Source organism: Mycolicibacter nonchromogenicus, from assembly GCF_002101775.1.
GTDB lineage: Bacteria > Actinomycetota > Actinomycetes > Mycobacteriales > Mycobacteriaceae > Mycobacterium > Mycobacterium nonchromogenicum.
The window spans coordinates 67,552-91,516 of the sequence record NZ_LQPI01000042.1; the positions used below are offsets into that span (position 1 = coordinate 67,552).

General features: G+C 67.6%; 21 protein-coding genes. 9 read left to right on the forward strand and 12 right to left on the reverse strand.

What is annotated here, in order from left to right:
* Positions 1-281: 281 nt before the first annotated feature.
* The 3 genes from gjpA (AWC18_RS10920) to gjpA (AWC18_RS10930) all read left to right on the forward strand — a co-directional run bounded on the left by gjpA (AWC18_RS10920) (position 282) and on the right by gjpA (AWC18_RS10930) (position 4,183).
* The gene (gjpA, locus tag AWC18_RS10920; protein ID WP_085138730.1) at positions 282-1,346 is read left to right on the forward strand and encodes an outer membrane porin GjpA; all 1,065 of its coding nucleotides are present in this window, start codon (positions 282-284) and stop codon (positions 1,344-1,346) included.
* A gap of 379 nt (positions 1,347-1,725) precedes the next feature.
* Positions 1,726-2,763 carry an outer membrane porin GjpA gene (gene gjpA / locus AWC18_RS10925; RefSeq protein WP_085138731.1) on the forward strand — a complete coding sequence of 346 codons (1,038 nt, stop codon included), beginning with the start codon at positions 1,726-1,728 and terminating at the stop codon, positions 2,761-2,763.
* Positions 2,764-3,103: 340 nt separating this feature from the next.
* Positions 3,104-4,183 (forward strand): outer membrane porin GjpA, encoded by a 1,080-nt coding sequence (gene gjpA / locus AWC18_RS10930; RefSeq protein WP_085138732.1) that lies wholly within the window; start codon positions 3,104-3,106, stop codon positions 4,181-4,183.
* A 298-nt stretch (positions 4,184-4,481) separates the two neighbouring features.
* On the opposite strand, the gene gatB is transcribed toward gjpA (AWC18_RS10930), so the two are convergent.
* Entirely contained in the window at positions 4,482-5,987 is a 1,506-nt protein-coding gene (gene gatB / locus AWC18_RS10935) for an Asp-tRNA(Asn)/Glu-tRNA(Gln) amidotransferase subunit GatB (RefSeq protein ID WP_085138733.1), read from the reverse strand.
* A gap of 37 nt (positions 5,988-6,024) precedes the next feature.
* A complete protein-coding gene (gene tenA / locus AWC18_RS10940; RefSeq protein WP_085138734.1) occupies positions 6,025-6,693 on the reverse strand; it encodes a thiaminase II in 669 nt (222 codons plus the stop codon).
* Positions 6,694-6,730: 37 nt separating this feature from the next.
* On the opposite strand from tenA, the gene AWC18_RS10945 reads away from it, so the two are divergent.
* Complete coding sequence (locus tag AWC18_RS10945; RefSeq protein ID WP_064999773.1) at positions 6,731-7,117, forward strand: DUF2237 family protein; 387 nt, start codon at positions 6,731-6,733, stop codon at positions 7,115-7,117.
* Between the two features lie 20 nt (positions 7,118-7,137).
* On the opposite strand, the gene AWC18_RS10950 is transcribed toward AWC18_RS10945, so the two are convergent.
* The 4 genes from AWC18_RS10950 to gatC form a co-directional block, all read right to left on the reverse strand.
* Complete coding sequence (locus AWC18_RS10950; protein ID WP_064999810.1) at positions 7,138-7,485, reverse strand: hypothetical protein; 348 nt, start codon at positions 7,483-7,485, stop codon at positions 7,138-7,140.
* A gap of 80 nt (positions 7,486-7,565) precedes the next feature.
* Entirely contained in the window at positions 7,566-8,597 is a 1,032-nt protein-coding gene (locus tag AWC18_RS10955) for an ATP-dependent 6-phosphofructokinase (protein WP_064999772.1), read from the reverse strand.
* Positions 8,598-8,700: 103 nt separating this feature from the next.
* Complete coding sequence (gene gatA / locus AWC18_RS10960; protein WP_064999771.1) at positions 8,701-10,182, reverse strand: Asp-tRNA(Asn)/Glu-tRNA(Gln) amidotransferase subunit GatA; 1,482 nt, start codon at positions 10,180-10,182, stop codon at positions 8,701-8,703.
* Positions 10,179-10,478, reverse strand: a complete 300-nt coding sequence (gene gatC, locus AWC18_RS10965) for an Asp-tRNA(Asn)/Glu-tRNA(Gln) amidotransferase subunit GatC (protein ID WP_046319516.1) — start codon at positions 10,476-10,478, stop codon at positions 10,179-10,181. Before gatC ends, gatA begins: the two co-directional genes overlap by 4 nt.
* 112 nt (positions 10,479-10,590) lie before the next feature.
* On the opposite strand from gatC, the gene AWC18_RS10970 reads away from it, so the two are divergent.
* Positions 10,591-11,256: an ACT domain-containing protein gene (locus tag AWC18_RS10970; RefSeq protein ID WP_064999769.1), complete on the forward strand. Its 666-nt coding sequence runs from the start codon at positions 10,591-10,593 to the stop codon at positions 11,254-11,256.
* A 34-nt stretch (positions 11,257-11,290) separates the two neighbouring features.
* Here the strand turns inward: AWC18_RS10970 and AWC18_RS10975 are convergent, their stop codons facing one another.
* Positions 11,291-11,884: a TetR/AcrR family transcriptional regulator gene (locus AWC18_RS10975; protein ID WP_085138735.1), complete on the reverse strand. Its 594-nt coding sequence runs from the start codon at positions 11,882-11,884 to the stop codon at positions 11,291-11,293.
* Between the two features lie 119 nt (positions 11,885-12,003).
* On the opposite strand from AWC18_RS10975, the gene AWC18_RS10980 reads away from it, so the two are divergent.
* Positions 12,004-13,611 (forward strand): flavin-containing monooxygenase, encoded by a 1,608-nt coding sequence (locus AWC18_RS10980; protein WP_085138736.1) that lies wholly within the window; start codon positions 12,004-12,006, stop codon positions 13,609-13,611.
* Positions 13,612-13,672: 61 nt separating this feature from the next.
* Positions 13,673-14,818 carry a zinc-binding dehydrogenase gene (locus AWC18_RS10985; RefSeq protein ID WP_085138737.1) on the forward strand — a complete coding sequence of 382 codons (1,146 nt, stop codon included), beginning with the start codon at positions 13,673-13,675 and terminating at the stop codon, positions 14,816-14,818.
* 29 nt (positions 14,819-14,847) lie between these two features.
* On the opposite strand, the gene AWC18_RS22215 is transcribed toward AWC18_RS10985, so the two are convergent.
* Positions 14,848-17,232: a PGRS repeat-containing protein gene (locus tag AWC18_RS22215; protein ID WP_085138738.1), complete on the reverse strand. Its 2,385-nt coding sequence runs from the start codon at positions 17,230-17,232 to the stop codon at positions 14,848-14,850.
* A gap of 149 nt (positions 17,233-17,381) precedes the next feature.
* Positions 17,382-19,457 carry an NAD-dependent DNA ligase LigA gene (gene ligA, locus AWC18_RS10995; RefSeq protein ID WP_085138739.1) on the reverse strand — a complete coding sequence of 692 codons (2,076 nt, stop codon included), beginning with the start codon at positions 19,455-19,457 and terminating at the stop codon, positions 17,382-17,384.
* A gap of 35 nt (positions 19,458-19,492) precedes the next feature.
* Here ligA and AWC18_RS11000 point away from each other — a divergent pair, with 35 nt between their 5' ends.
* Positions 19,493-19,888, forward strand: coding sequence for an MmcQ/YjbR family DNA-binding protein (locus tag AWC18_RS11000; RefSeq protein ID WP_085138740.1), 396 nt, complete (start codon positions 19,493-19,495; stop codon positions 19,886-19,888).
* A 10-nt stretch (positions 19,889-19,898) separates the two neighbouring features.
* Here AWC18_RS11000 and AWC18_RS11005 read toward each other — a convergent pair whose 3' ends face one another.
* On the reverse strand, positions 19,899-20,915 hold the full coding sequence (locus tag AWC18_RS11005) for a uroporphyrinogen decarboxylase/cobalamine-independent methonine synthase family protein (RefSeq protein ID WP_085138827.1): 1,017 nt from the start codon (positions 20,913-20,915) through the stop codon (positions 19,899-19,901).
* Positions 20,916-20,967: 52 nt separating this feature from the next.
* On the opposite strand from AWC18_RS11005, the gene AWC18_RS11010 reads away from it, so the two are divergent.
* On the forward strand, positions 20,968-21,600 hold the full coding sequence (locus AWC18_RS11010) for a sensor domain-containing protein (protein WP_234806495.1): 633 nt from the start codon (positions 20,968-20,970) through the stop codon (positions 21,598-21,600).
* A gap of 85 nt (positions 21,601-21,685) precedes the next feature.
* On the opposite strand, the gene mnmA is transcribed toward AWC18_RS11010, so the two are convergent.
* Together mnmA and AWC18_RS11020 are read right to left on the reverse strand one after the other, a co-directional pair.
* The gene (gene mnmA / locus AWC18_RS11015; RefSeq protein WP_085138742.1) at positions 21,686-22,762 is read right to left on the reverse strand and encodes a tRNA 2-thiouridine(34) synthase MnmA; all 1,077 of its coding nucleotides are present in this window, start codon (positions 22,760-22,762) and stop codon (positions 21,686-21,688) included.
* Positions 22,759-23,943 (reverse strand): cysteine desulfurase family protein, encoded by a 1,185-nt coding sequence (locus AWC18_RS11020; protein WP_064999762.1) that lies wholly within the window; start codon positions 23,941-23,943, stop codon positions 22,759-22,761. The genes mnmA and AWC18_RS11020 overlap by 4 nt, the downstream gene beginning before the upstream one ends.
* Positions 23,944-23,965 lie beyond the last annotated feature (22 nt).

Sequence of the window (23,965 nt, forward strand, 5' to 3'; positions counted from 1 at the left end):
AGCTTTGCTAACCGCGAGTAACAAACATTCAGACCCTCGCCCCGCCCAGCGGCGCACCCGGGGCAACCAAGCCCCTTCCCCTGAAGATCCAGACATAATCCCTGGTAGATCCCATTGTGTCGCTCACAATCGACGCCCCCGCCTTGTTCGATGCCACCGCCGGCCGCACCCCTTCAGAAACCCGTCAAAAATTATCGGGCAAAACAAATACGCGCTAACATGAGTTACGTTACGTTGGTTTCTCGAAGCATTATCACAGCAAAATCAAAGGAGAGTTGCCAGTGCAGTCGCTCACCACCCGCCCCTGGGTCACATCTGGAATAGCCGTCGTCGGCGCGAGCTTGATCGCCGTCGCCCCGGTCGCACCCACCCCCACCACCACCGACCTGCACCTGCCCGACGTGCAGCTGACGGCATTCGACCCGTTCGGCGCCTGGATCGACGTGTTCAACACCTCGTCGGCCAATGCCGAGGCGCTGGCCGACACCTTCTTCGTGGCACCGGGCGCCGTCGGCCAGCAGATCCTGGTCAACCAGTTCGGCTACCTCGGTGACTTCCTCAACAACCCGGGCAGCATCCTCGACGTGTTCTCCGACATCCGCGACAACATCGGAAACGTGTTCACCAACACCACCCTGCTCGGGGCGGAGTTCGACCTCGGGGACTGGAGCAGCCTGGTGCCGCTGGCACAGGCCAACGACGTCATGCACAGCGTCATGGCCCTGGCATTCCCGGACATCATGGGCGGGGACCTGGACCCGGAGACCCTCGCGATCGTCACCGAGGCTCTGAACTTCCTCGCCTCGCCGCTGACCGGCGCCCTGATCGGCGCGCTCGGTCCGGTGCTGAGCCCGCTGGTGGAGTTCGGCAACGTCGTCGGTGACATCGTCGCCGACCTGGACGAAGACCCGTCCGCGGCGCTGCAGGACCTCTTCGACCTGCCGGCCCGGGTGATCGGTTCGTTCTTCAACGGCAGCGAGCTCGACCTCAGCTTCCTGATCCCCCTGATCGCCGACGCGGGCATTCTGCCCGAGGGCATCACGATCGACGCGCTGGGCCTGTCGCTGGGCGGGCTGCTGACCCCCGGCCAGACCATCTTGCCGATCGGCGCCGACATCGAGGAGACTGTCGACTTGGGCGAGGACCTCTTCATCGGTGGCTCGCTGTGGAACGCCCTGAGCCTCAGCGTCATCGGGATCGACATCGTGGGCAATGCCGTCGGCCCGCTCGGTTCGCTGGTGGCGCTGCCGCAGATCATCGCCGGAGCGATCGGCTGGGAGGGCGGGGTGAACCCGCTCGCCGACCTGAGCTTCCCGATCCTGGACTGGTTCGGCGGCGAAGGCTAGTCAGAGCAGCACCCGCCCGGCTGGGCGGAACCGGTGGCCCCTTTCCCGACGGGAAAGGGGCCACCGGCCGTTGCGGCCCACCCGCCTCTGCCAAGTCCTGCGGCCCCGTCGCCGAGCAGCGCCACAGCAGCGAGGCCAGACGGCTACCTGATGCCACTTTGGTTCACCGCGTTCGCACACTCGTCCACCCCAGGGAAATTAAGTTTCTGTGAGTTAGCTGACAATCAATTTTCTCGTTGCGCGAAAATGCCTGGTCATATCAGGTGAATATGAGCTGACCTTGGCTTTTGTTAGCTGAGATTCTCATTTACACCTAAGCTACTTTCAAGTAGCGTTTCGTTCCCGTGGCACTCGTCACGCTTACGTAACTAGGAGACCAATGCAACACTTCGCCCCCGCTCCCTGGGTCGCAGCAGGCGTCGCTCTCGTCGGCGCCGGCACCATCGCCGCCACTCCGGTCGTCGTATCGGCGCCCGGTCCGACCGGCACGCCCGCCGCTGTGACGCTGACCGCCGGCATCGACCCGTTCGCCGCCTGGCAGGACGTGTTCACCACCGCCCAGGACAACGCCAGCACGTTGTGGGACCACATGTCCGCGGTCCCGGGGGTGGCCGCCCAGCAATTGATCGCCGACCTCATCGACGGCACGTCGATCGACCCGCAGGCGGTACTCGGGGCGATCGTTCAGCCCAACATGGCGACCGACCTGCCGATGTCGCCGCTGCTGCTGAGCAACGACGCGTTGCAGGCACTGATCACGCTGGTGATGCCTCAGTTCATGCCCGAGGACTTCCCCCTCACCACCGATGAGCTCACGCCGATTCTGTCGTTCTTGGCGTCACCGCTCAGCGGGGTCCTGATCGGTGCGCTCGCCCCGTCCATCAGCCCGTTGGTGGCACTGGGCAACAGCATCGACGACATCAGCACCGCTCTGTCCGGCGACACCCCGGACTGGACCGCGGCGCTGCAGGATCTGGTCAACATCCCGCCCAACATGGTCGGTGGGTTCCTCAACGGGGCCACCATCAATCTGGATGCGCTGCTGCCGAGCCTGACCGAGGCCGGCCTGCTGCCCGAGGACCTGGACGTCACCGCGCTGAGCTACACCTTCGGCGGACTGCTGTCGCCCGGCCTCACCGCCTCCGATGTCGAGGGCTTCATCAACGAGATCTCCGACGGCAGTTCGCCCGGGATCGGCGGCTCGATCATCAACGGCCTGGGCCTCACCACCGGCCTCATGGGATTCCCGCTGGTGGTTGAGGGGCAAGGAGTCGGGCTGATGGGCGCGTGGCAGAGCATGCAGGAAATCATCGCCATGACGCTCGGCTGGGACGGCGTGAGCAGCCCGCTTGACGACCTGGGCGGCGGCGTGGACGCCGATCTGTTTGCCGCGTTCGCGAGTTCCTGGGGCTTCTGAGTCCGCATAACTCCGCTCGGAATCGCCAGGTGGCCCCAGCGGTTACCGAGCCCGCATGGCCGCCGCAACAGTCCTTCCCGGACGTTGCGGCGGCCTTTGCGCTGTCTGGGCGCCCAGCTCGACAGAATTGCTGCGCGAGCACTGGGAATCTCCTACCGATTTTTGGCTGTGCTCACAGGAATGGGCCACGGATCCAGGCCCCAATACACCCTCTGAGCTGCGCATTTGCGCTTCGCCCGAACGGTTTCTCGACGTTAATGGTCACAACCTCTATTACCCTACTTTCAAGTAGGGTTACGGCGGTCGTGGCACCCGTCACGGCTGCGTAATAAGGAGACCAATGCAACACACCATCCCCTCCCCCTGGGTCGCCGCCGGGGTGGCGCTGGTCGGCGCCGGCGCTATCGCCGCCACCCCGGTCGACGTCCCGCTCCCCTCGCTACCGCGTCTGCAGGCTCATCCCGTAGAACTGACCGCCAGCTGGTCCGACGTGCTCGCCGCCGCCGAGGCGAACGCCGGGGACATCTGGAACCATTTCTCCGCCGTGCCGTTCCCGGCACTGGAGCAGCAACTGGCCAACCAGATCGGCTACGTCCAGGGCCTGCTCGACGGTTCACTGAACTTCAACGACGTGATCCAGGACATCGCGGACCACGCGACTGCGGTGTTCGGTGCACCCGCGAGCGGCGACACCCCCGCCGACCCCGGCGCGCTGTTCGGGCCGTTCCTGCCCGAGGGCGGTCCCACCGACACGCTGTACCAGTCGCTCGACACCACGGTCAACAGCACCGGTACCGGCCTGTTCGAGATCATCACGCTCAACCACGAGCAACTATCGCTCCTGTTGGGCGGCGCACTTCCGAACCTTCTCGAACCCCTCGGCCTCGACGAGTCGGCGCTGCCGTTGGTGCAGTCGCTGCTCGACTTCTCCGAATCCCCGCTGAGCGGCGTATTAGTCGGCCAGATCGGCACCATGCTCAGCCCGGTCCTGCAGTTCAACGACGACGTCCACGCCATCTCCGATGCGCTCTTCGGCGCCACCCCGGATTGGGACACCGCCCTGCAGAGCCTGGCGAATATGCCGGCGAACATCACCGACGCCTACCTCAACGGCTACGGATCGGTGGACCTGCTGCCACTGCTGGATCAGCTGGGCATCAGCCTGCCGACCATCGAACTCATCGCCGGTCTGCCGACCGACGTCACCGGGCTCGACCTGGAACTGGGCGGGCTGCTCAGCGGCGGGGGTTCACTGTTCGACGCCATCGGATTGGGTGCCGACGGCGGCCCCGACTTCGGCTCGTTGGACCTGTCCGGCCTGGCGGTGGGTCCGATCGCCTCGCTCGTCGAGCTCGGCCAGTCGATCGCAATGTCGCTGGGCTGGGACGGCGTCAGCGACATCCTCTCCGGCCTGTTCTAGTAACCGGCACATCGATTCCGGCCGGGTGGTCTCCGACACAGGGGCCACCCGGTCGGCGCCGGTTCTCACAGAAGTATTACTGACTCCGCCCTGACGCCTTAAATATCGGGCTTACCTTGGGTTTCAACGGGTCGACAGCGGTGACTCACCACGTCACCGCCGCACCAGCCCGACGAGCGAAAAGGATGGCCCACGATGTTGATCGACTTCCGGTGGTTGCAGTTCATCTTCGACCACCGGGGCTCCCGCCGCCTGTCGCAGACACGCGCCATCACCGCCGGCTGAGGCAGGCGGCGCACTATCCGCCGCAGGCGGCCAGCACCAGTTCCCGCACCCGGGCAGCATCGGCCTGACCCTTGGTGGCTTTCATCACCGCGCCGACGATAGCGCCGGCGGCCTGCACCTTCCCGCCCCGAATCTTCTCGGCGACATCGGGATTGGCGGCCAAGGCTTCGTCGATCGCCGCCTGGATCACTGAGTCGTCCCGCACCACGACCAGGCCCCGGTCGGCCATCACCTGCGCGGGCTCCCCCTCGCCGGCCAGCACACCTTCGACCACCTGCCGGGCCAACTTGTTGGACAGCTCACCCGATTCCACCAGTGCCACCACCTCGGCGACCTGCTTCGGCGTGATCGCCAACGCGTCGAGTTCGACGCCGGCCTCGTTGGCCTTCTGCACCAGGAAGTTTCCCCACCAGGCCCGCGCCGCCTCGCTGGATGCGCCGGCTGCCACGGTGGCGGCCACCAACTCAACCGCGCCCGCGTTGACCAGGTCGCGCATCACCTCGTCGGAGACGCCCCACTGCTCCTGGATCTTCTTGCGAGCCAACCACGGCAGCTCCGGAATGGTCTCCCGCAGCTCTGCGACCCAGTCCGCCGACGGCGCCACCGGCTCCAGATCGGGTTCGGGGAAGTAGCGGTAGTCCTCCGCGGTCTCCTTGGCCCGGCCCGGGCTGGTGTAGCCGGCCTCGTGGAAGTGCCGGGTCTCCTGAACGACGGTGCCGCCGCTGGTCAACACCGCACCCTGGCGGCGCATCTCGTAACTCACCGCCACCTCGACACTCTTGAGCGAGTTGACGTTCTTGGTCTCGGTTCGGGTGCCGAATTCGGCTGCCCCGGTGGGCTTCAGCGAGACATTGGCGTCACAGCGCATCGACCCCTGGTCCATCCGCACGTCGGAAACATCCAACGCCCGCAGCAGATCCCGCAGCGCGGTCACATAGGCCCGAGCGATCTGGGGTGCGCGTTCGCCTGCGCCGGTGATCGGTTTGGTGACGATCTCGATCAGCGGCACGCCGGCGCGGTTGTAGTCGACGAGGGACTCACTGGCGCCCTCGATGCGACCGGTGTCGCTGCCCACGTGGGTGAGCTTGCCGGTGTCCTCCTCCATGTGGGCGCGCTCGATGTCCACCCGCCACACCGAGCCGTCCTCCAGCGGTACGTCCAGGTAGCCGTTGAATGCGATCGGCTCGTCGTACTGGGAGATCTGGTAGTTCTTCGGCTGGTCGGGATAGAAGTAGTTCTTGCGCGCGAACCGGCACCAGGAGGCGATCTCGCAGTTGAGCGCCAACCCGATCCGGATCGCCGATTCGACCGCCGTGGCATTGAGCACCGGCAGCGAGCCGGGCAGGCCCAAGCACACGGGGCACACCTGGGTGTTGGGCTCGGCGCCGAATGCCGTCGAGCATCCGCAGAACATCTTGGTGGCGGTGGACAGCTCGACATGCACTTCCAGGCCCAGCACCGGATCGAAGCGGGCGACGACGTCGTCGTAATCGAGCAGTTCGGCGACAGCAGCGGTCATGCCGCAAAGTCTAGGTGACCCGCTCAGTCAGACTTGGTCACACCGGCCAGTCCTCCATCCGGTAGGCGGCGTCGAAGAACATCCATTCATAACGCGCGGCGGTGTGCAGATGCCGGCGCATCAGCTCCCACTCCGCACCGCGAACATGAGTCCCGATGCGGTCGGTGACGGCGAGTACCGCCTCGACCACCGCCTGGTACTGCTGGCCCGCGTAGGTGTCGATCCACCGCTGGAACAGCGGCTCCGGCGAGCCATGGCGCTGCAGGTGCTCACCCACCCGGGCGTAGACCCAATAGCAGGGCAGCACGGCGGCGACGGCCTCGGCGTAGGAGCCGTAAGCGGTGACCGCCAGCAGATAGCTGGTGTAGCCCTGGGTCGTCGGGGCGATCGGCAGCGCGGCAGCGGCCTGGGCGTCGAGCCCCAGATCCGCCAGCAGCCCGGCATGCAGGTCCGCTTCGGCGGTGATCGCCACACCCGCGTGTTCGGTGAACATCGTCAGCTCCGACTCGATCGGCGCCTTGGCCGCGCAAGCCGCCAGTGCGCGTGCATATCCGCGCAGGTAATGCCCGTCTTGCACAAGGTAGTGGCGAAACTGATTGCGCCCCAACGTTCCCTTGGTCAGCTCGGTGACGAACGGATGCTCGCAGATCTGCCGGTAGATGCCGTCGATGGGGGCCCACAGCCGCTCACGGTTCCGCTCGGTCATACCTCACGGTAGGTGACACCGCCCTAGACTGAGCCGCATGCCCGAGCGCAACGTACTGGGCGGCCCCCTGGAGCCGTGTGGCAACGACCCGATCACCGGTTTCTACCGCGACGGCTGCTGCTCCTCGGGACCCGAAGACATCGGCCTGCACACGATCTGTGCCGTCGTCACCGGCGAATTCCTGGAACACCAGCGCTCGATCGGCAACGATCTGTCCACCCCGATGCCGGCCTACCGGTTCCCGGGGCTGACGCCCGGTGATCGCTGGTGCGTCACCGCGCTGAACTGGCTGCGGGCCCACCGCGACGGCTGCGCCGCTCCTGTGGTGCTGGCGTCCACCCACGAACGCACCCTGGAAGTGGTCGCCCTCGAGGTGCTGGCGGAATACGCCGTCGACGTGCCCGACGACCCGAGCGACCTCTGAGCCCGGCCGGCGTTCGCCGGTCAGTTGCCGAGGGTTGCTCCCACACCGGTGTTGCTCTGCTGACGGCGCTTCTCGTACCAGACGAATTCGTCGACCAGTGCGCCGTCCTCGGGGCAGTCGGCCCGCACCGACCCGGCCAGCAGGCGCCCGGTCTGGTCCGCGGGCAGGCCACTGGTAGCCAGGATGTGGCTCACAGCGAGTTTGACCCCTACCAGGTTCGGCTGGTCCTTGATCAAGGCGCAGACATCGCCTCCGTGATCGGCGACGTAGTCACCGATCTGGTCACCGTTGGCGTGAGCCGGAATCGACAGCACCAGCCCCACCGGCAGACCGCACAGCACCGCGGCACACCAAGCCATCTTTCCCATACTCACCTCCAACCACTTCGGCAGCAACAAGCACAACCTCACCAGTGTGAGGCTTTTTCGCGACGTTGTCACATCGCGGGTCAGCCGAAAAACGCCGCCGCATCGTCGTAGCGGCTCTGCGGCACCACTTTGAGCTGCCGGACGGCGTCGGCCAACGGCACCCTGCCGATCTCCTGGCCGCGCAGCGACACCATCATCCCGTACTCGCCCGCGTGGGCGGCATCCGCGGCGTTCACGCCGAAGCGGGTCGCGAGCACCCGGTCGTAGGCGGTCGGGGTGCCACCGCGCTGGACGTGACCCAGCACTGTCGTGCGGACTTCTTTCTTGACGCGCCTTTCGATTTCAACAGCCAGCTGGGCGGCCACGCCGGTGAACCGCTCGTGGCCGAACTCATCGACCCCGCCGGCCCGCAGCTCCATGGAGCCGGACGCGGGTTTGGCCCCTTCGGCGACGACGCAGATGAAGTGCGACGACCCGTGCTGGAAGCGCTGTTTGACCAGCCGGCACACCTCTTCGACGTCAAAGGGTTGCTCGGGGATCAGCGTCATGTGCGCACCGGTGGCCAGGCCGGCGTTGAGCGCGATCCACCCGGCGTGGCGGCCCATCACCTCGACCAGCATCACCCGCTGGTGCGATTCGGCGGTGGAGTGCAGCCGGTCTATGGCGTCGGTGGCGACCTGCAGCGCGGTGTCATGGCCGAAAGTGACGTCGGTGCAGTCAATGTCGTTGTCGATGGTCTTGGGCACCCCGACCACCGGGACGTTCTCCTGCGACAGCCAGTGCGCCGCGGTCAAAGTGCCCTCGCCCCCGATCGGGATGAGCACGTCGATGCCGTTGTCATCGAGGGTCTGTTTCACCTGATCCAGGCCGGCGCGCAGCTTGTCCGGGTTCACCCGGGCTGTCCCGAGCATGGTGCCGCCCTTGCCCAGCAGCCGATCGTTGCGGTCGTCGTTGGCCAACTGAATGCGACGGTTCTCCAACAGGCCGCGCCAGCCGTCTTGGAATCCGACCACCGTGGAGCCATAGCGGGAGTCGCAGGTGCGCACCACCGCTCTGATCACCGCATTCAGTCCCGGACAGTCGCCGCCGCCGGTGAGCACTCCGATCCGCATGACGCCTATCTTGCCGCGCGAATTCCGTTCCCGCGCGAGCTGACACAGAATCGTGGCGAGCGTCTCGTGAATGCGTGTCTGCTCGCGCACGGAATTGGCCGCGTCAGACGGGCGACGGCAACTCCCCGCGGGCGGCCTCGAAGGCCGCGCCCACCCGGTACAGCCGGTCGTCAGCCAGCGCCGGCGCCATGATCTGCAGGCCCACCGGCAGCCCGTCATCGCCGGAAAGCCCGGACGGCAGCGACATCCCGCAGTGTCCGGCCAGGTTCAGCGGCAGCGTGCACAAGTCGAAGAGGTACATCGCCAGGGGGTCATCGACCTTCTCCCCCAGCCGGAACGCCGTGGTGGGCGTGGTCGGCGAGATCAGCACATCCACCGACTTGTACGCCTCGTCGAGGTCGCGGGCGATCAGCGTGCGCACCTTCTGCGCCTGGTTGTAGTAGGCGTCGTAGTAGCCCGCCGACAGCGCGTAGGTGCCAAGCATGATGCGGCGCTTGACTTCCGGGCCGAAACCGGCCGCGCGAGTCAGTGCCATCACCTCTTCGGCACTGTGGGTGCCGTCGTCGCCTACCCGCAGACCGAAGCGCATCGCATCGAAGCGGGCCAGGTTCGACGACACCTCGGACGGCAGGATCAGGTAGTAGGCGCTCAGCGAGTAGTCGAAGTGCGGGCAGTCCACCTCGGAGATCTGCGCGCCCAGCGCTTTCAACTGTTCGACGGCGGCGTTGAACGAGGCCAGCACGCCCGGCTGGTAGCCCTCGCCGGTGTGCAGCTGGCGCACGACTCCGATCCGCACACCCGACAGATCGCCGCCGGCCCCGGCTCGCGCGGCGCCGACGACGTCGGGCACCGGCACATCCAGCGACGTGGAGTCACGCGGGTCATACCCGGCGATCACCGAGTGCAGCAGCGCGGTGTCGGTCACGGTGCGTGCGCACGGCCCGCCCTGGTCCAGCGACGACGCGCACGCCACCAGCCCGTAACGACTCACGGTGCCGTACGTGGGTTTCACACCGACGGTCGCGGTGAGCGCGGCGGGCTGGCGGATGGAGCCGCCGGTGTCGGTGCCGATGGCCAATGGCGCCTGAAACGCCGCCAGCGCCGCGGCGCTGCCACCGCCGGAACCACCCGGCACCCGCTCCACATCCCACGGATTGCGGGTCGGGCCGAAGGCGGAGTTCTCGGTCGAGGAGCCCATGGCGAACTCGTCCATGTTGGTCTTGCCCAGGATCGGGATGCCGGCCGCGCGCAGCCGCGCGGTGACGGTCGCGTCGTAGGGGGCCCGCCAGCCTTCTAGGATCTTCGATCCGCAGGTGGTGGGCGCGTCGATGGTGGTGAACACGTCCTTGAGGGCCAGCGGCACCCCGGCCAGCGCCGACGGCGCCTCGCCGGCGGCGATCGCCTTGTCGGCGGCCTCCGCCGCGGCCAGCGCCTCCTCGGCCCCGACGTGCAGGAACGCCCCGTACCGATCATCGGTGGCCGCGATCTGGTCGAGGTGGGCGCGGGTGACCTCGACCGAGGACACCTCGCGGGCGGCGATCTTGGCCGCCAGGGTGGCCGCGTCGGATCGGATCAGCTCACTCACTGGCTCTCTCCCAGGATCTGCGGAACCGCGAAACGGCCGTCCTCGGCGCGGGGGGCTGCCGCGAGCGCCTGCTCTTGGGTCAGGCAGGGCACGATCTCGTCGGGCCGGGTGACGTTGACGGCTTTGAGCGGATTGTCGGTCGCCTCGACGCCGGTGACGTCGACTGACTGGATTGTGCTGACATGGGTCAGGATGGCGTCGAGCTGGCCTGCGAAGCCGTCCAACTCGGCGTCGGTCAGTGCCAGCCGGGCCAACCGGGCCAGGTGGGCTACGTCGTCACGAGAGATCTGGGACACGGGTGCAAAGCCTAGTCGTCCGCTCGCCCGGAGCGTGAAGCCAGCGGGGGTAGCGAGCGTGACCTCAGCCTCACTCTCCGCGGGGCGGCGGGCGCTGTGGGAAAGTTTGCCCATGCCTTCCTATCTGCTGCGCGTCGAACTCGACGATCGCCCCGGCAGCCTGGGTTCGCTGGCCGTGGGCCTGGGCTCGGTGGGCGCCGACATCCTGTCGCTGGACGTCGTGGAACGCGGCACCGGCTCGGCGATCGATGACCTGGTGGTCGAGTTGCCACGGGGATCGATGCCAGATGTGCTGATCACCGCCGCCGAGCGGCTGCCCGGAGTGCGGGTGCACAGTGTGCGCCCGCATACCGGCCTGCTGGACGCCCACCGCGAACTCGAGCTCATCGATCACGTCGCAGCGGCCGGGGACCGCAACGCCAAGTTGCAGAAGCTGGCTGACGAGGCGCCGCGGGTGCTGCGGGTCAGTTGGTGCACCGTGCTGGCCAGCGAGGGGGCCGACGGATCCTTCCGCCGGCTGGCGGGCAGTCGGGGAACCCCGGAGACCGACGTCGCCGCGGTGCCGTGGCTGCCGATCGAACGTGCCACTTCCCTGGACAACACCGCCGACTGGGTGCCCACGGTATGGCGGGACATGGACATCGCCCTGGCGGCCGCGCCACTGGGCAATCCGAGCACCGCCGTGGTGCTGGGCCGCACGGGCGGACCCGCTTTCCTGCCGGCCGAAGTGGTCCGCCTGGGCTACCTGGCCGGGATCGTGGCCACCCTGCTGCGCTGAGCGGCCGACTCGCCGGCAACCGCGACCGGGCTGTTCAGGTGTCGTGCGTGGGCGCCTGCAACGCCTTGTGCAGGACCAGGCGGGTCTGAGCGATCGCGTCGTCCGGTGCGACACCGCCGCGGGCGATCAGCGTGGCAGCCGCCAGAATCTGGATGCCGAAGGTGGTGGCCGCGGCGATGGGCGAAATCCGCTGGTCGATCTCGCCGGCCACCTGGGCCCGGCGCATTGCGCCGGCGAGCACCTCGACCGACTGCGCCTCGGCCACCAACCGGCTGGGATCGGCGATCGGGGCCAGGATCAACACCCGGTAGCGACTGGCGACCTCGACTGTGGGTCCGACCAACTCGATGAGGCTCGGCAGCACCGGCGCGGTTTTCGGCAGCGAGAGATACAGCTCGCGCATTTTCGCGACCGCGGCCTGGTGGATTGCGCCGACGAGCCGTTCGCGGCTCGGGAAATGCCGGTAGAGGGTGCCGCGATTGAGTTCGGCGGCGTCAGCGATCTCCTGCATGGACGCATTCGGATCGCCCGCGAGCACTGCCGTTGCCGCGTCGAGAATCCGCAGTCGGTTCTCGACCACGTCCGATCGCATCCGGGTCGTATCGACCGACGAACCCCCTCGCGCCATGTTGACAGCCTAATCGACGCGTGCCACACTTCCAGCACCGAAATGCAACACCTTGTTGCATTTCAACCCCCCTCGGGTGGTCCGCCGGTACCCGGACCCCGGGCAACTAGCGAGGACACATGGCCACCACTGATCACGCCGGGGCGCCACCACACGACAGTCGTGCGGCCGACGCCCGGCCGGACCGGTCCCCCACCCCCGACCATGAGGTCGTCATCATCGGCGCCGGATTCTCCGGCATCGGTGCGGCAATCAAGCTCCGCGAGAACAACTTCGACGACTTCGTCATCATCGACGACGGCGACGGGGTGGGCGGCACCTGGCATTGGAACACCTACCCCGGGGTCGCCGTCGACATCCCCTCGTACAGCTATCAATTCTCGTTCGAGAAGCGGGCCACCTGGTCACGTTCCTATGCCAACGGCGAAGAACTTGCCGACTACGCCAACCACTGCGTGGACAAATACGGCCTCCGCGACAAACTGCGGCTGAACACGAGCGTGACATCGGCCCGCTTTGATGAGGCCAATTCACTCTGGCGACTGGAGACCGAGCGCCATGGAGAAATCAGTGCGCGGTTCGTGATCAACGCCTCCGGCGCGCTCACCACGCCGAAGATGCCCGACATCGAGGGCATTGAACTCTTCGCCGGGACTGTCATGCACAGCGCCCGCTGGGATGCGTCGGTCGACTACTCCGACGCCCGTGTCGGAATAATCGGAACCGGAGCCTCCGCGGTTCAGATCATTCCCGCAATCGCTGCTCAAACCCGCAGTCTCACCGTATTCCAGCGGACTCCGATCTGGTGTATGCCGAAGCTGGACCTCAAGATTCCGCGGCGCCTCCAGAACTGGATCGGCAAAGTCCCCGCCCTCGAACTCGCTCTCCGCGGCGCCAGTCAGGCGTTTGTCGAGATCACCTTTCCCATCGTGGCGCACTATCACAAGTTCTTCCCCGTGGGAAAGGTCGCGCAGAGCCAGGCGAAGCTCTACCTGTACAGCCAGGTGAAGGACCCCGAGCTCCGCGACAAACTGCTGCCGAAGTACACCTTGGGATGCAAGCGGCCGAGTTTCCACAACACCTACTACGCGACCTACAACAGAGCCAACGTCCATCTGGAGACCAATGCGATCAGCCGCGTCGATGCGGGTGGCGTCATCACCGCCGATGGGACCACACACGAACTCGACGTGCTCATCCTTGCCACCGGATTCAAAATCGCCTCCCCGGATGCGAATCCGACCTACGAGCTGATCGGCAACTCCGGTCGGCGGCTGGCGGACTGGTGGGACACCAACCGGTTGCAGGCCTACGAAGGGGTGAGCGTTCCGGGGTTCCCCAACCACTTCTCCGTGTACGGCCCCTACGGATACAACGGTTCGTCCTACTTCAACCTGATCGAAGCCCAGACCGCGCATATCGTGCGCTGCCTGACCCATGCCCGCGACACCCACAGCAACTACGTCGAGGTCACGGCCGACGCCAACGCCCGGTTCTTCGAAGACATGCTGTCCCGCCGGTACCGTCAGATCTTCTGGCAGACCGGCTGCCAGAATTCGAACAGCTACTACTTCGACAAGCACGGCGACGTGCCCATCCGGCCCACCACGACCTGGCATACCGCGAGGCGCGCCAAGCGGTTTCCGCTCAACGACTACCTGTTCGCCACCGGCCGCCCGTCGGCCGATGCGCACCACACCGACTTCGACGTAGCCGGCACCGGCTGAGGCGTCCCAGCAGCACTTCCGTTCCACGACCCGCCGACCCACCCAGACAGGCCAGTACAGCGTGAAAGCAGTTGTTTGCCACGACGGCACTTTGTCGGTTTCCGAACTTCCCTCACCGCGTCCGGGCCGCGGTCAAGTCCGCCTGAAGGTGCTCCGGTGCGGCATCTGCGGGTCTGACCTACACGCGCGGCACCACAGCGACGATCTCGCCGACGTCGCCGCCGACATGGGGTACCTGGGGGCGATGCGCTCGACCGACCACACCGTGTTCGGGCACGAGTTCTGCGGCGAGATCCTCGAATACGGTCCGCGGTGCAAGAAGCGGGCCCCGATCGGAAGCCGCGTCGTGGCGTTTCCGCTGCGGCGCGCGGGCGAGGGCATCCATCCGATCGGGCTCTCGGCGTCCGCGCCGGGCGGCTACGCCGAGGAACTGCTCGTCGAAGAATCGCTGATGGTGCCCGTCCCCGACGAACTCAGCACCGACATCGCCGCGCTGACCGAGCCCATGGCGGTCGGACTGCACACCGTGCGGCGCTCCAAGATCCGGCGAGGCCAGATCGCCGTCGTCATCGGCGCGGGCCCCATCGGGCTCGCAGTCGTGCTCATGCTCAAGGCGCGGGGCGTCCGCACGGTGATCGCCAGTGACTACAGCGCGGCGCGACGCGCGTTGGCCAAGAGATGCGGGGCCGACATCGTCGTCGATCCGGCGACCGAATCCCCCATCGACTACGTCGAGAAACGGCCCGGGTACTTCACCAGCTCAGTAGCCGCGATGCGCCTGCTGCTGCGCGCCACCGAAGCGGCGAACACCGTGCCGGTCCCACTGTGGCAGACCTGGCGGGCGCTGGAATCCCTGGGGATCGGCCCCAAAGCCCCGGTGATCTTCGAATGTGTCGGCGTCCCCGGAGTCCTGAATTCGGTGATCACCTCCGCGCCGATCATGTCGCGCATCGTCGTCGCCGGGGTGTGCATGGGCGAGGACCGGCTGCGGCTCGCGATGGCGATCAACAAGGAACTCGACATTCATTTCGCCCTGGGATACACCCCGGTCGAGTTCCGCAAGACCGTCAGAATGCTCGCCAAAAAGAAGGTAGACCCGACCCCGCTGATCACCGCCACCGTCTCGCTGGCCGAGGTCGATGCGGCGTTCGAGTCGCTGGCCTCTCCCGACGACCACGCGAAGATCCTCATCGACCCGACGTCGTAAGGCGCGCGTCGCGCCGCGGCCGGTGGCGCTCAGCCGGCCGCGGCGGTCACGGTCACGTTGATGGTGGCGGCTCCGTCATCCGACGCGATCACCAGCACGGTGGCGTTGGGCGCCGAGACCACGTGGCCGCCGGTGACACTCACTTCGTAGCCGTTGGGGTAGATGACCTCAGGTACCGCGATGTTGGTCTGGGATCCGGCGCCGAAGACTCCCCCACCGGCCATGTCGGTCGAGTAACTCAACTGGAACGTGCCGTTGTCGAATGTCCAGGCGGTCGGGATCCCGGCCACCGCCTGGGGGTACGGCTCGGCGAGTATCGCCAGCTTCGTGGCGTCGACATTGTCTCCGGTCGGCGGCAGGTTGGTGTCGTACACGATCGATTCGGCATCGCGTGACTTGGAGGTGGTGGTGATGTCGTTCATGCCGTTGTAGACCCACGTCGCCCAGCCGTACTGGTGTCGCGCCGCGGCATCCACCACGGAGCTGTGCGCGCCGGGAACGTTGCTGGCGCCGAACCCACCGATATGTGCCGGGATGTTGTACGTATCCGGGTAGGTCGAGGCGTTCTGAATCCCGATGTCGGCGAAGAAACTGCAGAAGAAGTCGACACCGAACAGGTCGACGGACGGGCAGAAGTGCTGGAACGAGTAGATGACGTTGTCGTCGTCGACCTCGCCCAGCTGGGTCTGGATCCCCAGGTTGAAGAGCACATTGGGCTGCACGAATATCGGCGTATCGGGGTCCACCGACCGGATGGCCGCGACTGATTGGTTGTAGAAGGGCGTCAGCTGCTGGGCGTCGAAGTAGGGATTACCCAACGCGGTTGACAGCCAGTGCGATCCGGCGTGCGGTTCGGCGATCACACCGAAGGAGGCCACGCCGGGGTTGTCCTTGAAGTAGTGCGCCACCACCTGCAGCATCTGCGCGTGATGGGTCTCCAACCCGATTCCATCCGGTGCCTTGGCGTTACCCCAGAACGCATCCCAGGCGTGGTTCTGCGCGGGGTTGACGAAGTAGCTCCACGGGAAGCCCACGTCGATGTTGGGCAGCCCGCCGGTCTGCACCGCCCACTCCGGCGCCCCCTCGCCCCCGAACGGAGTGCTGTAGAGATCTTGATGCAGGTAGATGTTGCTGGTGATGCCGTGGTTGGCCAGGGTCTGTACGGTCTGCGCGACCGAGGCCAGGTAGTCGTAGTCATAGACCCCGGGCTCCGGTTCCACCGCTGCCCAGATCAGGCCCAGCTGAATGTTGTTGAAGCCGTTGGCGGCCAGGAACGCAGCGTCGTCCTCGCCGAATCCGTTGGCCGACAGCTCATAAGGGGCCAGCTTGTTCACGTGGTCGAAACCGTGCAGGATCACCACGCGGCCCTCGCTGTCGATCATCCACGAGCCCACTGTCGAGTAGCCGCCAGTACCGCCGCTCAGCGGAACACCGGTGCCGAACCGGCCGACATCGCCGTGGGCGCCGAGCCCCAACTGACTGCCGTTGCCTCCGGTCCCGCCCAGGGCGGGCAGCCGGGTGGCGCTGCCGCCCACGCCACTGTCGCCGGCGTCGCCGCCGTCACCACCGCTGCCGAAAAGGCCGATGGCGTTGCCGCCGTCACCACCGCGCCCGCCGTCGACACCATCACCGCCAACGCCGCCGGCGCCACCGATGCCGAACAGCCAGCCACCGGCACCGCCGACCCCACCGGCTCCGCCGATCTCCCCGTCGCCACCGTCACCGCCGGCCCCACCGATGCCCAGCAACCAACCGCCGCTGCCGCCGGCCCCACCGGCGGCACCCTCGCCGCCCGCCCCGCCGGCGCCACCGTTGCCGAACCACCCCGCAGCTCCACCGGCACCCCCGGCAACACCGTCGGTGGTGCTGGAGTAGCCGGCACCACCGTCGCCGAACAGCCAACCGCCGGCCCCGCCGTCAGGGTTCTCGGCGGTGCCGTCCGCGCCGTCACCGATCGCATACGAACCCACCAGCGAATTGATCAGCCCGCCGACCTGCTGGCCCAGATCGCTGTTGATGAAATTGTCGACGCCGGTGTGGATCGGGGTGTAGATCAAGTCATCGAACAAGCTGGTCAGACCGACCGGCGAAGCCAGCGCCGCCTGCACAGTGCCGAGGTCGTTCAGCCCGGCCCATGCGGCATCCCAGTGCGCCGGGTCGAAGAAGGTCTCCCACGCCGTCGCGTCGGAGAACGCCTCCCAGTCGAGGCTGCTGCTGGCGGTGTCGACAAACGGCGAGAACAGCTGGTCGAACACGTCCTCGAGATCGGCCTGTGCCGCGGGCGCGGCGGCCAGCGGGAGCATGCCGCAGCTCAAGAACGCCCCGATCGCGAGATTGGCCTGGCGAACCCGTTTGCGCGCCCTTCCGCGGGACTGCGTGTCGGTGCCCCACAAGACGTTGTCACTCGTGCTCATCGTGTCCCCGCTCTTCCGGCCTGTGAACGACGCAGGAGCTGACGCGCTGCGGTCAGCGGCACCCCACCCGATGAACTGCAACAGTATGTTGCACTTCGCTTGGGAACGCTGCCATACTTCACCGAGACTGTCAATAAGCTGAGAGCTGGCTAATCCTCGCTGGACACGGGCCCCTCTGCCAGGAGCCGGGTGAACCCCTCCTCGTCCAGGATGGGGATCCCGAGTTCGACGGCCTTGTCGTACTTCGAGCCGGGGGCGTCGCCTGCCACCACATAAGCGGTCTTCTTCGACACCGACCCGGCCGCACGGCCGCCGCGCGCGATGATGGCCTCCTTGGCCTCGTCGCGGGAGAATCCGGTCAGCGACCCCGTCACCACGATGCTCAGCCCCTCCAGCGTGCGCTCGATGCTCGCGTCGCGCTCGTCTGCCATCCGGACCCCGGCGGCCCGCCACTTGTCGACGATCGCGCGGTGCCAGTCGACGTCGAACCATTCGGTGACCGCGGCGGCGATGGTGGGGCCGACGCCCTCCACGGCAGCCAGCTGCTCCGTGGATGCCGCGGTGATCGCATCCAGGCTGCCGAACTCCGTCGCCAGTGCCCGGGCTGCGGTCGGTCCGACGTGCCGGATCGACAACGCCACCAGCACCCGCCACAAGGGTTGGGACTTGGCCTTGTCGAGGTTGGCCAACAGCTGCCGGCCGTTCTTGGACAGCGCACCGCCCTTGGTGGTGAACAGCGCGGTGCGCAACAGGTCGTCTTCGGTGAGGGTGAACAGATCGCCTTCGTCGGTGATGACCCCCGCGCTCAACAGCGCCGTGGCCGCCTCGTAGCCCAGGGCCTCGATGTCGAACGCGCCCCGGCCGGCCACGTGAAAGACCCGTTCGCGCAGCTGCGCCGGGCAGGAGCGGGAATTGGGACAGCGGATGTCGACGTCGCCTTCCTTGGCCGGCGCCAGCAGCGTTCCGCATTCCGGGCACTGCGTCGGCATGACGAACTCCCGCTCGGTGCCGTCGCGCAGATCCACCACGGGGCCCAGCACCTCGGGAATCACGTCACCGGCCTTGCGGATCACCACGGTGTCGCCGATCAGCACGCCCTTGCGCTGCACTTCAGAGGCGTTGTGCAAGGTGGCCAGGCTCACCGTGGAGCCGGCGACCTTGACCGGTGTCATGTAGGCGAACGGGGTGACGCGACCGGTGCGCCCGACACTGACCCGGATGTCGAGCAGCGTGGTCTGCGCCTCCTCCGGCGGGTATTTGTAGGCCACCGCCCAGCGCGGCACCCGGGAGGTGGCCCCGAGCCGGCGCTGCAGCGCCCGGTCGTCGACCTTGACCACCACACCGTCGATTTCGTGGTCGACGTCGTGCCGGTGTTCGCCCCAGTAGGCGATGCGTTCGGCCACGGCGGCCACGCCCTCGACGCGGACCGTGTGCGGTGAGACGGGCAGCCCCCAGGCTGCCATCGCGCGGTAGGCCGAGTGCAGGGTGTCGGGGCTGAATCCCTCGGCGTAGCCGAGCCCGTGGCAGACCATGCGCAGGTTGCGCCGGGCGGTGACCGCCGGATTCTTCTGCCGCAGCGAGCCTGCCGCGCTGTTGCGGGGGTTGGCGAACGGCGGCTTGCCCTCGGCGACCAGTCCAGCGTTGAGGTTCGCGAAGTCCTCCAGCCGGAAGTACACCTCCCCGCGTACCTCCAACACGGCCGGGACCGGGAATTCGGTGTCGGGGTTGAGGAATTCGGGGATGTCGGCGATGGTGCGCGCATTCAGCGTCACATCCTCACCGACCCGGCCGTCGCCGCGGGTGGCTCCGCTGATCAGTCTGCCGTCGCGGTACACCAGCCCCAGAGCCACGCCGTCGACCTTGAGTTCGCACAGATAGGTGGTGTCGCCGCCGATCTCCGCGCTGACGCGGCCCGCCCAGGCCATCAGTTCATCGGGCGAGAACACATCTTCCAGCGACAGCATTCGCTCCAGATGCTCAGCGGGCGTGAAATCGGTGGTGAAACCGGCGCCGCCCACCAGCTGGGTCGGCGAGTCGGGGGTACGCAGCTCCGGATGCGCCTCCTCCAGCGCGAGCAGCTGGTTGAAGAGCTCGTCGAACTCGCCGTCGGTGATGATCGGCGCGTCCTTGATGTAGTAGCGAAACTGGTGTTCGCGCACCTCTTCAGCCAGGTCATACCACTGCCGCCGGAGGTCGGGGGGCACGTTGTCGACCTCTGGACTCACCTTCGCAGGTTATCTGTTCTGGCTACCCTGGCGGCATGCCGCACCCGATCATGTTCCGCGACGACGACCCCGGCCTGCCGGAGCTCCGGCGGCTCGCGCTGGGCTTTCCCGAAGCGATCGAGAAGATCTCCTGGGGCCGCCCGGTGTTCAGCGCCCGGAAAATGTTCGCGATCTACGGCGGCAACAGCAAGGCCGCCGGCGAGGTGGTGTCCCATCCGCATGCGCTGCTGGTCAAGGTGGAGGAGTCCGAGCGGCGGGCCCTGGAGCAGGATCCGCGGTTCTTCTATCCGATGTACATGGGCCCGTTCGGCTGGCTCGGACTCGACTTCGACGCGGCGGCGGTGGATTGGGACGAGGTCCGCGAGTTGGTCGACGCGTCGTTTCGGCTGGCCGCACCGCCGCGGTTGATCCGTTGCCTGGACGGGGCCTGAGCTACCGCGGTCAGATCGCTTCGGGGTCGCCGGCCAGGGCCTCGGCAACCTTGCGCACCAGCCCCAGTGCGGTGCGCGCCCACGCGGCGCCCGCGCCGGCCATCCCGCACACCGGGCTGATCCCGACCCGCTCGGCCAGCACCGAGCGGGCGAACCCGATCCGGTCGGTGATCGCCGCGACCGCGGTCGCCAGCTCTTCGGCAGCGGGCGTCCGCTCCGGAGCACGCGCAGGAACCAGCCCCATCACCACGGTGCGGCCGGAATCGACGAATGCACCGATCTGGTCGTAGTCGGCAGAATCCAATCCGGTGCAGTCCAGCGCCAATGCCGTGATCGCGCTACGCTGCAACACCTTCCAGGGAAGTCCCGACGCACAACTGTGCACCAGCACCTCGCCTCCGATGGTGTCGGCACAGCTGTCGAGCAAGGCGGTTGCCACCGCCTCGTCGATGGGGGCCACCGGGCTCAATGCGGTGACGCCGGCCAGCCGGCCGGTGACTGCGGCGCCCAGAGATGGCTCATCGAGCTGCACGATCACCGGCGCATCGAGCCGGCGGGACAGTTCCGACCGGTGCCACCTGAGGCCCTCGGCCAGCGATGCGGCCAGATCTCGCAACGCACCGGAATCGGTGATCGCCCGGTGCCCGTTCGCCAGCTCCAGCTCTGCGGCCAAGGTCAGCGGACCGGCCGCCTGCACCTTGACCGGGTGTCCGCCACCGCGCAGGCCGGCGACTTCCCACGCCTCCTCAAGCGCGTCGGCGTCCTCGCCGAGCAGGCTCACCGCGCGGCGGTTCACAGCTCCGGGACGCGCTGCCAGTCGGTAGCCGCGCGGGGCGGTGTCGATGGCGATGTCGACCAGCAGCGCGCCGGTCCGGCCGATCATGTCGGCGCCCACTCCACGGTCCGGCAGCTCGACCAGGTGGGCCAGGCCACCACCGCCCAACTCGCCGACCACCACCTCAGCCGCTGCACGCGCCGAGGTGCCCGGCCACGAACCCAGCCCCGTCCCGGTGGCGAAAGCACTCACCGGGCAACCGTATTGAAGTGACATGGCCCCGCTGACAGCGGGCTAGCCTTCGATGGTGAGGATGTCGCGGCTGGTGCCGATCTGGGCGGTGGCCTCAGCGCTGGTGGGCTGCACCCGGCTGGTCGACGGCACGGCGCTGCCCCTCGTGGCGTTGCCGGTCCCCGTCGGCGCGGTGGATCTCAGCCGCATCATGCTCGGCACACCCCGGATGCGGGCCATCGTCGGCGCCGACGAGCGGCTCACGGTCATCCCCACCATGGATTCCAGTGCACCCACCGACATCGACGACCTGGCCGCCACCGTCCCGCCGCCGTGCCGCTTCATCTTCGCCGAGACCGCGGTGTTCGGGTCCGCGGCGACACGTTTCCACAAGACCACCTACCAATACCCACCGAAAGCCGCAATGGTCTCCGAGGGCGCTGCCGTCTACCCCGACCCCGCGACGGCCCGCCAGGCGCTGGCCGCGCTGGTCAACGTGGTCGTCGAGTGCGCCGACACCTCCGCCGGCCAGGGCCTGGTCAGCGACTGGGATTCCGACGAGGACTCGCTGCGCACCCAGGCCGGTGACTGTGGCCGGTCCTACCTGGTCAAGTCGGTGGTCCTGCTGGAGGTCACCTACTGCGGCTTTTCGGAGTCCGACGCCGAGCTGGTGGTGACGAACATGGCTGCCGCGGTACCCGGGTAGGCCCGCACCCGCGCCGAACGTGCATCCAGACCGAGAAGAACGCCCCACCGCCGATCTGCGTGCACGGTCGGTGCACGTGCCACCGCTAAGCGCGGGTGGCGGCGATGGTGGCGCTGGCGATCACCTCATCGCCTCGCGCGTCGGGGCGGTAGCAGACCAGCGTCTGGCCGCGGGCCACGCCACGCAGCGGCTCACGAAGCCGCACCTGCAACTTCTCGCCGACCAATTCGGCCACCGCACCGACCGTCTCACCGTGAGCACGCACCTGCACCTCGCACTCGACGGGGCCACGCCACGGCTGCCCCGAGGTGAACACCGGTGCCCGCCCGGTCAGCTCCACCACGTTCAGATCGGCGGCGGATCCCACAGTCACCGTGCCGGTGGCGGCGTCGATGTCGGTCACGTAGCGCGGCTGACCGTCCGGGCCGGGCCCAGCGATGCCCAGGCCCTTGCGCTGACCGATGGTGAAGCCGTGCACACCCTCATGTTCGGCCAAGACCGACCCGCGGGTGTCCACCACGGCCCCTGGCCGTAGCCCGATGTGGCCACCGAGGAAGGTGCGGGTGTCACCGGTCGGGATGAAGCAGATGTCGTGACTGTCGGGCTTGCTGGCCACCGCCAGGCCACGTTCGGCGGCTTCGGCACGGATCTGTGGCTTGGGGGTGTCCCCGATCGGGAACGCAGCGTGACGGAGCTGTTCGGCGGACAGCACCGCGAGCACATAGGACTGGTCCTTGTCGGCGTCCACCGCGCGGCGCAGTCGACCATCGGTGAGCTGGGCATAGTGACCGGTGGCGACCATGTCGAAGCCCAGCGCGAGGGCTCGCGCGGCCACCGCGGCGAACTTGATCTTCTCGTTGCACCGCATGCACGGATTGGGGGTCTCGCCGCGTGCGTAGGAGTCGACGAAGTCGTCGATCACCTCTTCTTTGAACTGCTCGGAGAAGTCCCACACGTAGAACGGGATGCCCAGCACGTCGGCGACGCGGCGGGCATCGTCGGAGTCCTCCCGCGAGCAGCACCCGCGCGAGCCGGTGCGCAGGGTGCCCGGGTTGCGCGACAGCGCCAGGTGCACGCCGACCACCTCGTGCCCGGCATCGACCATGCGGGCTGCCGCCACCGAGGAGTCCACCCCGCCGCTCATCGCGGCCACGACCTTCATCGCACTGCTCCCGCTGCGGCCAGCATCGCCTGGCGAGCCCGGTCCACCGCGCCGGGCAGTACGGCCAGCACAGCATCAACGTCGGCCTCGACACTGTTGTGCCCCAACGACAGTCGCAGCGATCCGCGGGCAGCGACCGGGTCCGCGCCCATCGCGATCAGCACATGGGAGGGCTGCGGCACACCGGCGGTGCAGGCCGATCCAGTGGAGCACTCGATTCCGTTGGCGTCCAACAGCATCAGCAGGGAGTCGCCTTCGCAGCCGGCGAAGGTGAAGTGCGCGTTGCCGGGCAGTCGCCGGGTGAGCGACCCGTTGACACGGGTGTTGTCGATCCGGGCGAGCACTCCGTCGATGAGCCGGTCGCGCAGGCCCGCAACCCGCTCGGCGGTGGCCTCCAACGAGCCCACGGCGATCTCAAGTGCGGCCGCCATTCCGACCGCCCCGGCCACATCGGGCGTACCCGAACGGATGTCACGTTCTTGTCCCCCGCCGTGTGTGAGCGGGACGCAGGTCACGTCGCGACGGATCAGCAGTGCACCGGTTCCGCACGGCCCGCCGAACTTGTGCGCGGTCAGGCTCAGCGCGGACAACCCGCTGGCACCGAAGTCGACCGGCAGCTGCCCGACGGCCTGGACGGCGTCAGAATGCATCGGCACCCCGAACTGCGCAGCGATCGCGGCCAGTTCAGCGACCGGCAAGACCGTCCCGACTTCATTGTTGGCCCACATCACCGAAACCAGGGCGACATCGTCGGCCCGGCCACCGTCCAACTCCTCGCGCAGCGCGTCCGGTGACACCGACCCGTCGGCCTCGGTGGGCAGCCAGGTGACCTCGGCGCCCTCGTGTTCGGCGAGCCAGCCCACCGAATCCAGGACGGCGTGGTGTTCGACCTCGGTGGTGATGATCCGGCGCCGCTTCGAATCGGCGTCGCGGCGAGCCCAGTAGATGCCCTTGACGGCGAGATTGTCGCCGTCGGTGCCGCCGGAGGTGAAGACCACCTCCGAGGGCCGCGCGCCCAGTCGCGCCGCGATGGACTCCCGGGACTCCTCCATCCGCCGGCGCGCGGCGCGGCCTGCGGCGTGCAACGAGGAGGCGTTGCCCACGGTGCCCAGCACAGCAGCCATCGCCTCGATGGCCTGAGGGTGCATCGGGGTGGTGGCGGCGTGATCCAGATAGACCATGACCTGCCCAGGATACCGGGCT

Excerpts from the sequence above, each read along its gene's own strand:
- AWC18_RS10980 (WP_085138736.1), top strand. The coding sequence starts at position 12,004 with ATGGCCACCACTGATCACGCCGGGGCGCCACCACACGACAGTCGTGCG.
- mnmA (WP_085138742.1), bottom strand. The coding sequence starts at position 22,762 with ATGAAGGTCGTGGCCGCGATGAGCGGCGGGGTGGACTCCTCGGTGGCG.
- gjpA (WP_085138731.1), top strand. The coding sequence starts at position 1,726 with ATGCAACACTTCGCCCCCGCTCCCTGGGTCGCAGCAGGCGTCGCTCTC.
- tenA (WP_085138734.1), bottom strand. The coding sequence starts at position 6,693 with ATGACCGAGCGGAACCGTGAGCGGCTGTGGGCCCCCATCGACGGCATC.
- gatB (WP_085138733.1), bottom strand. The coding sequence starts at position 5,987 with ATGACCGCTGCTGTCGCCGAACTGCTCGATTACGACGACGTCGTCGCC.
- AWC18_RS10950 (WP_064999810.1), bottom strand. The coding sequence starts at position 7,485 with ATGGGAAAGATGGCTTGGTGTGCCGCGGTGCTGTGCGGTCTGCCGGTG.
- AWC18_RS11010 (WP_234806495.1), top strand. The coding sequence starts at position 20,968 with ATGGTGAGGATGTCGCGGCTGGTGCCGATCTGGGCGGTGGCCTCAGCG.
- AWC18_RS10955 (WP_064999772.1), bottom strand. The coding sequence starts at position 8,597 with ATGCGGATCGGAGTGCTCACCGGCGGCGGCGACTGTCCGGGACTGAAT.
- AWC18_RS10945 (WP_064999773.1), top strand. The coding sequence starts at position 6,731 with ATGCCCGAGCGCAACGTACTGGGCGGCCCCCTGGAGCCGTGTGGCAAC.
- AWC18_RS11000 (WP_085138740.1), top strand. The coding sequence starts at position 19,493 with ATGCCGCACCCGATCATGTTCCGCGACGACGACCCCGGCCTGCCGGAG.
- AWC18_RS22215 (WP_085138738.1), bottom strand. The coding sequence starts at position 17,232 with ATGAGCACGAGTGACAACGTCTTGTGGGGCACCGACACGCAGTCCCGC.
- AWC18_RS11020 (WP_064999762.1), bottom strand. The coding sequence starts at position 23,943 with ATGGTCTATCTGGATCACGCCGCCACCACCCCGATGCACCCTCAGGCC.
- gjpA (WP_085138732.1), top strand. The coding sequence starts at position 3,104 with ATGCAACACACCATCCCCTCCCCCTGGGTCGCCGCCGGGGTGGCGCTG.
- AWC18_RS10975 (WP_085138735.1), bottom strand. The coding sequence starts at position 11,884 with ATGGCGCGAGGGGGTTCGTCGGTCGATACGACCCGGATGCGATCGGAC.
- AWC18_RS10970 (WP_064999769.1), top strand. The coding sequence starts at position 10,591 with ATGCCTTCCTATCTGCTGCGCGTCGAACTCGACGATCGCCCCGGCAGC.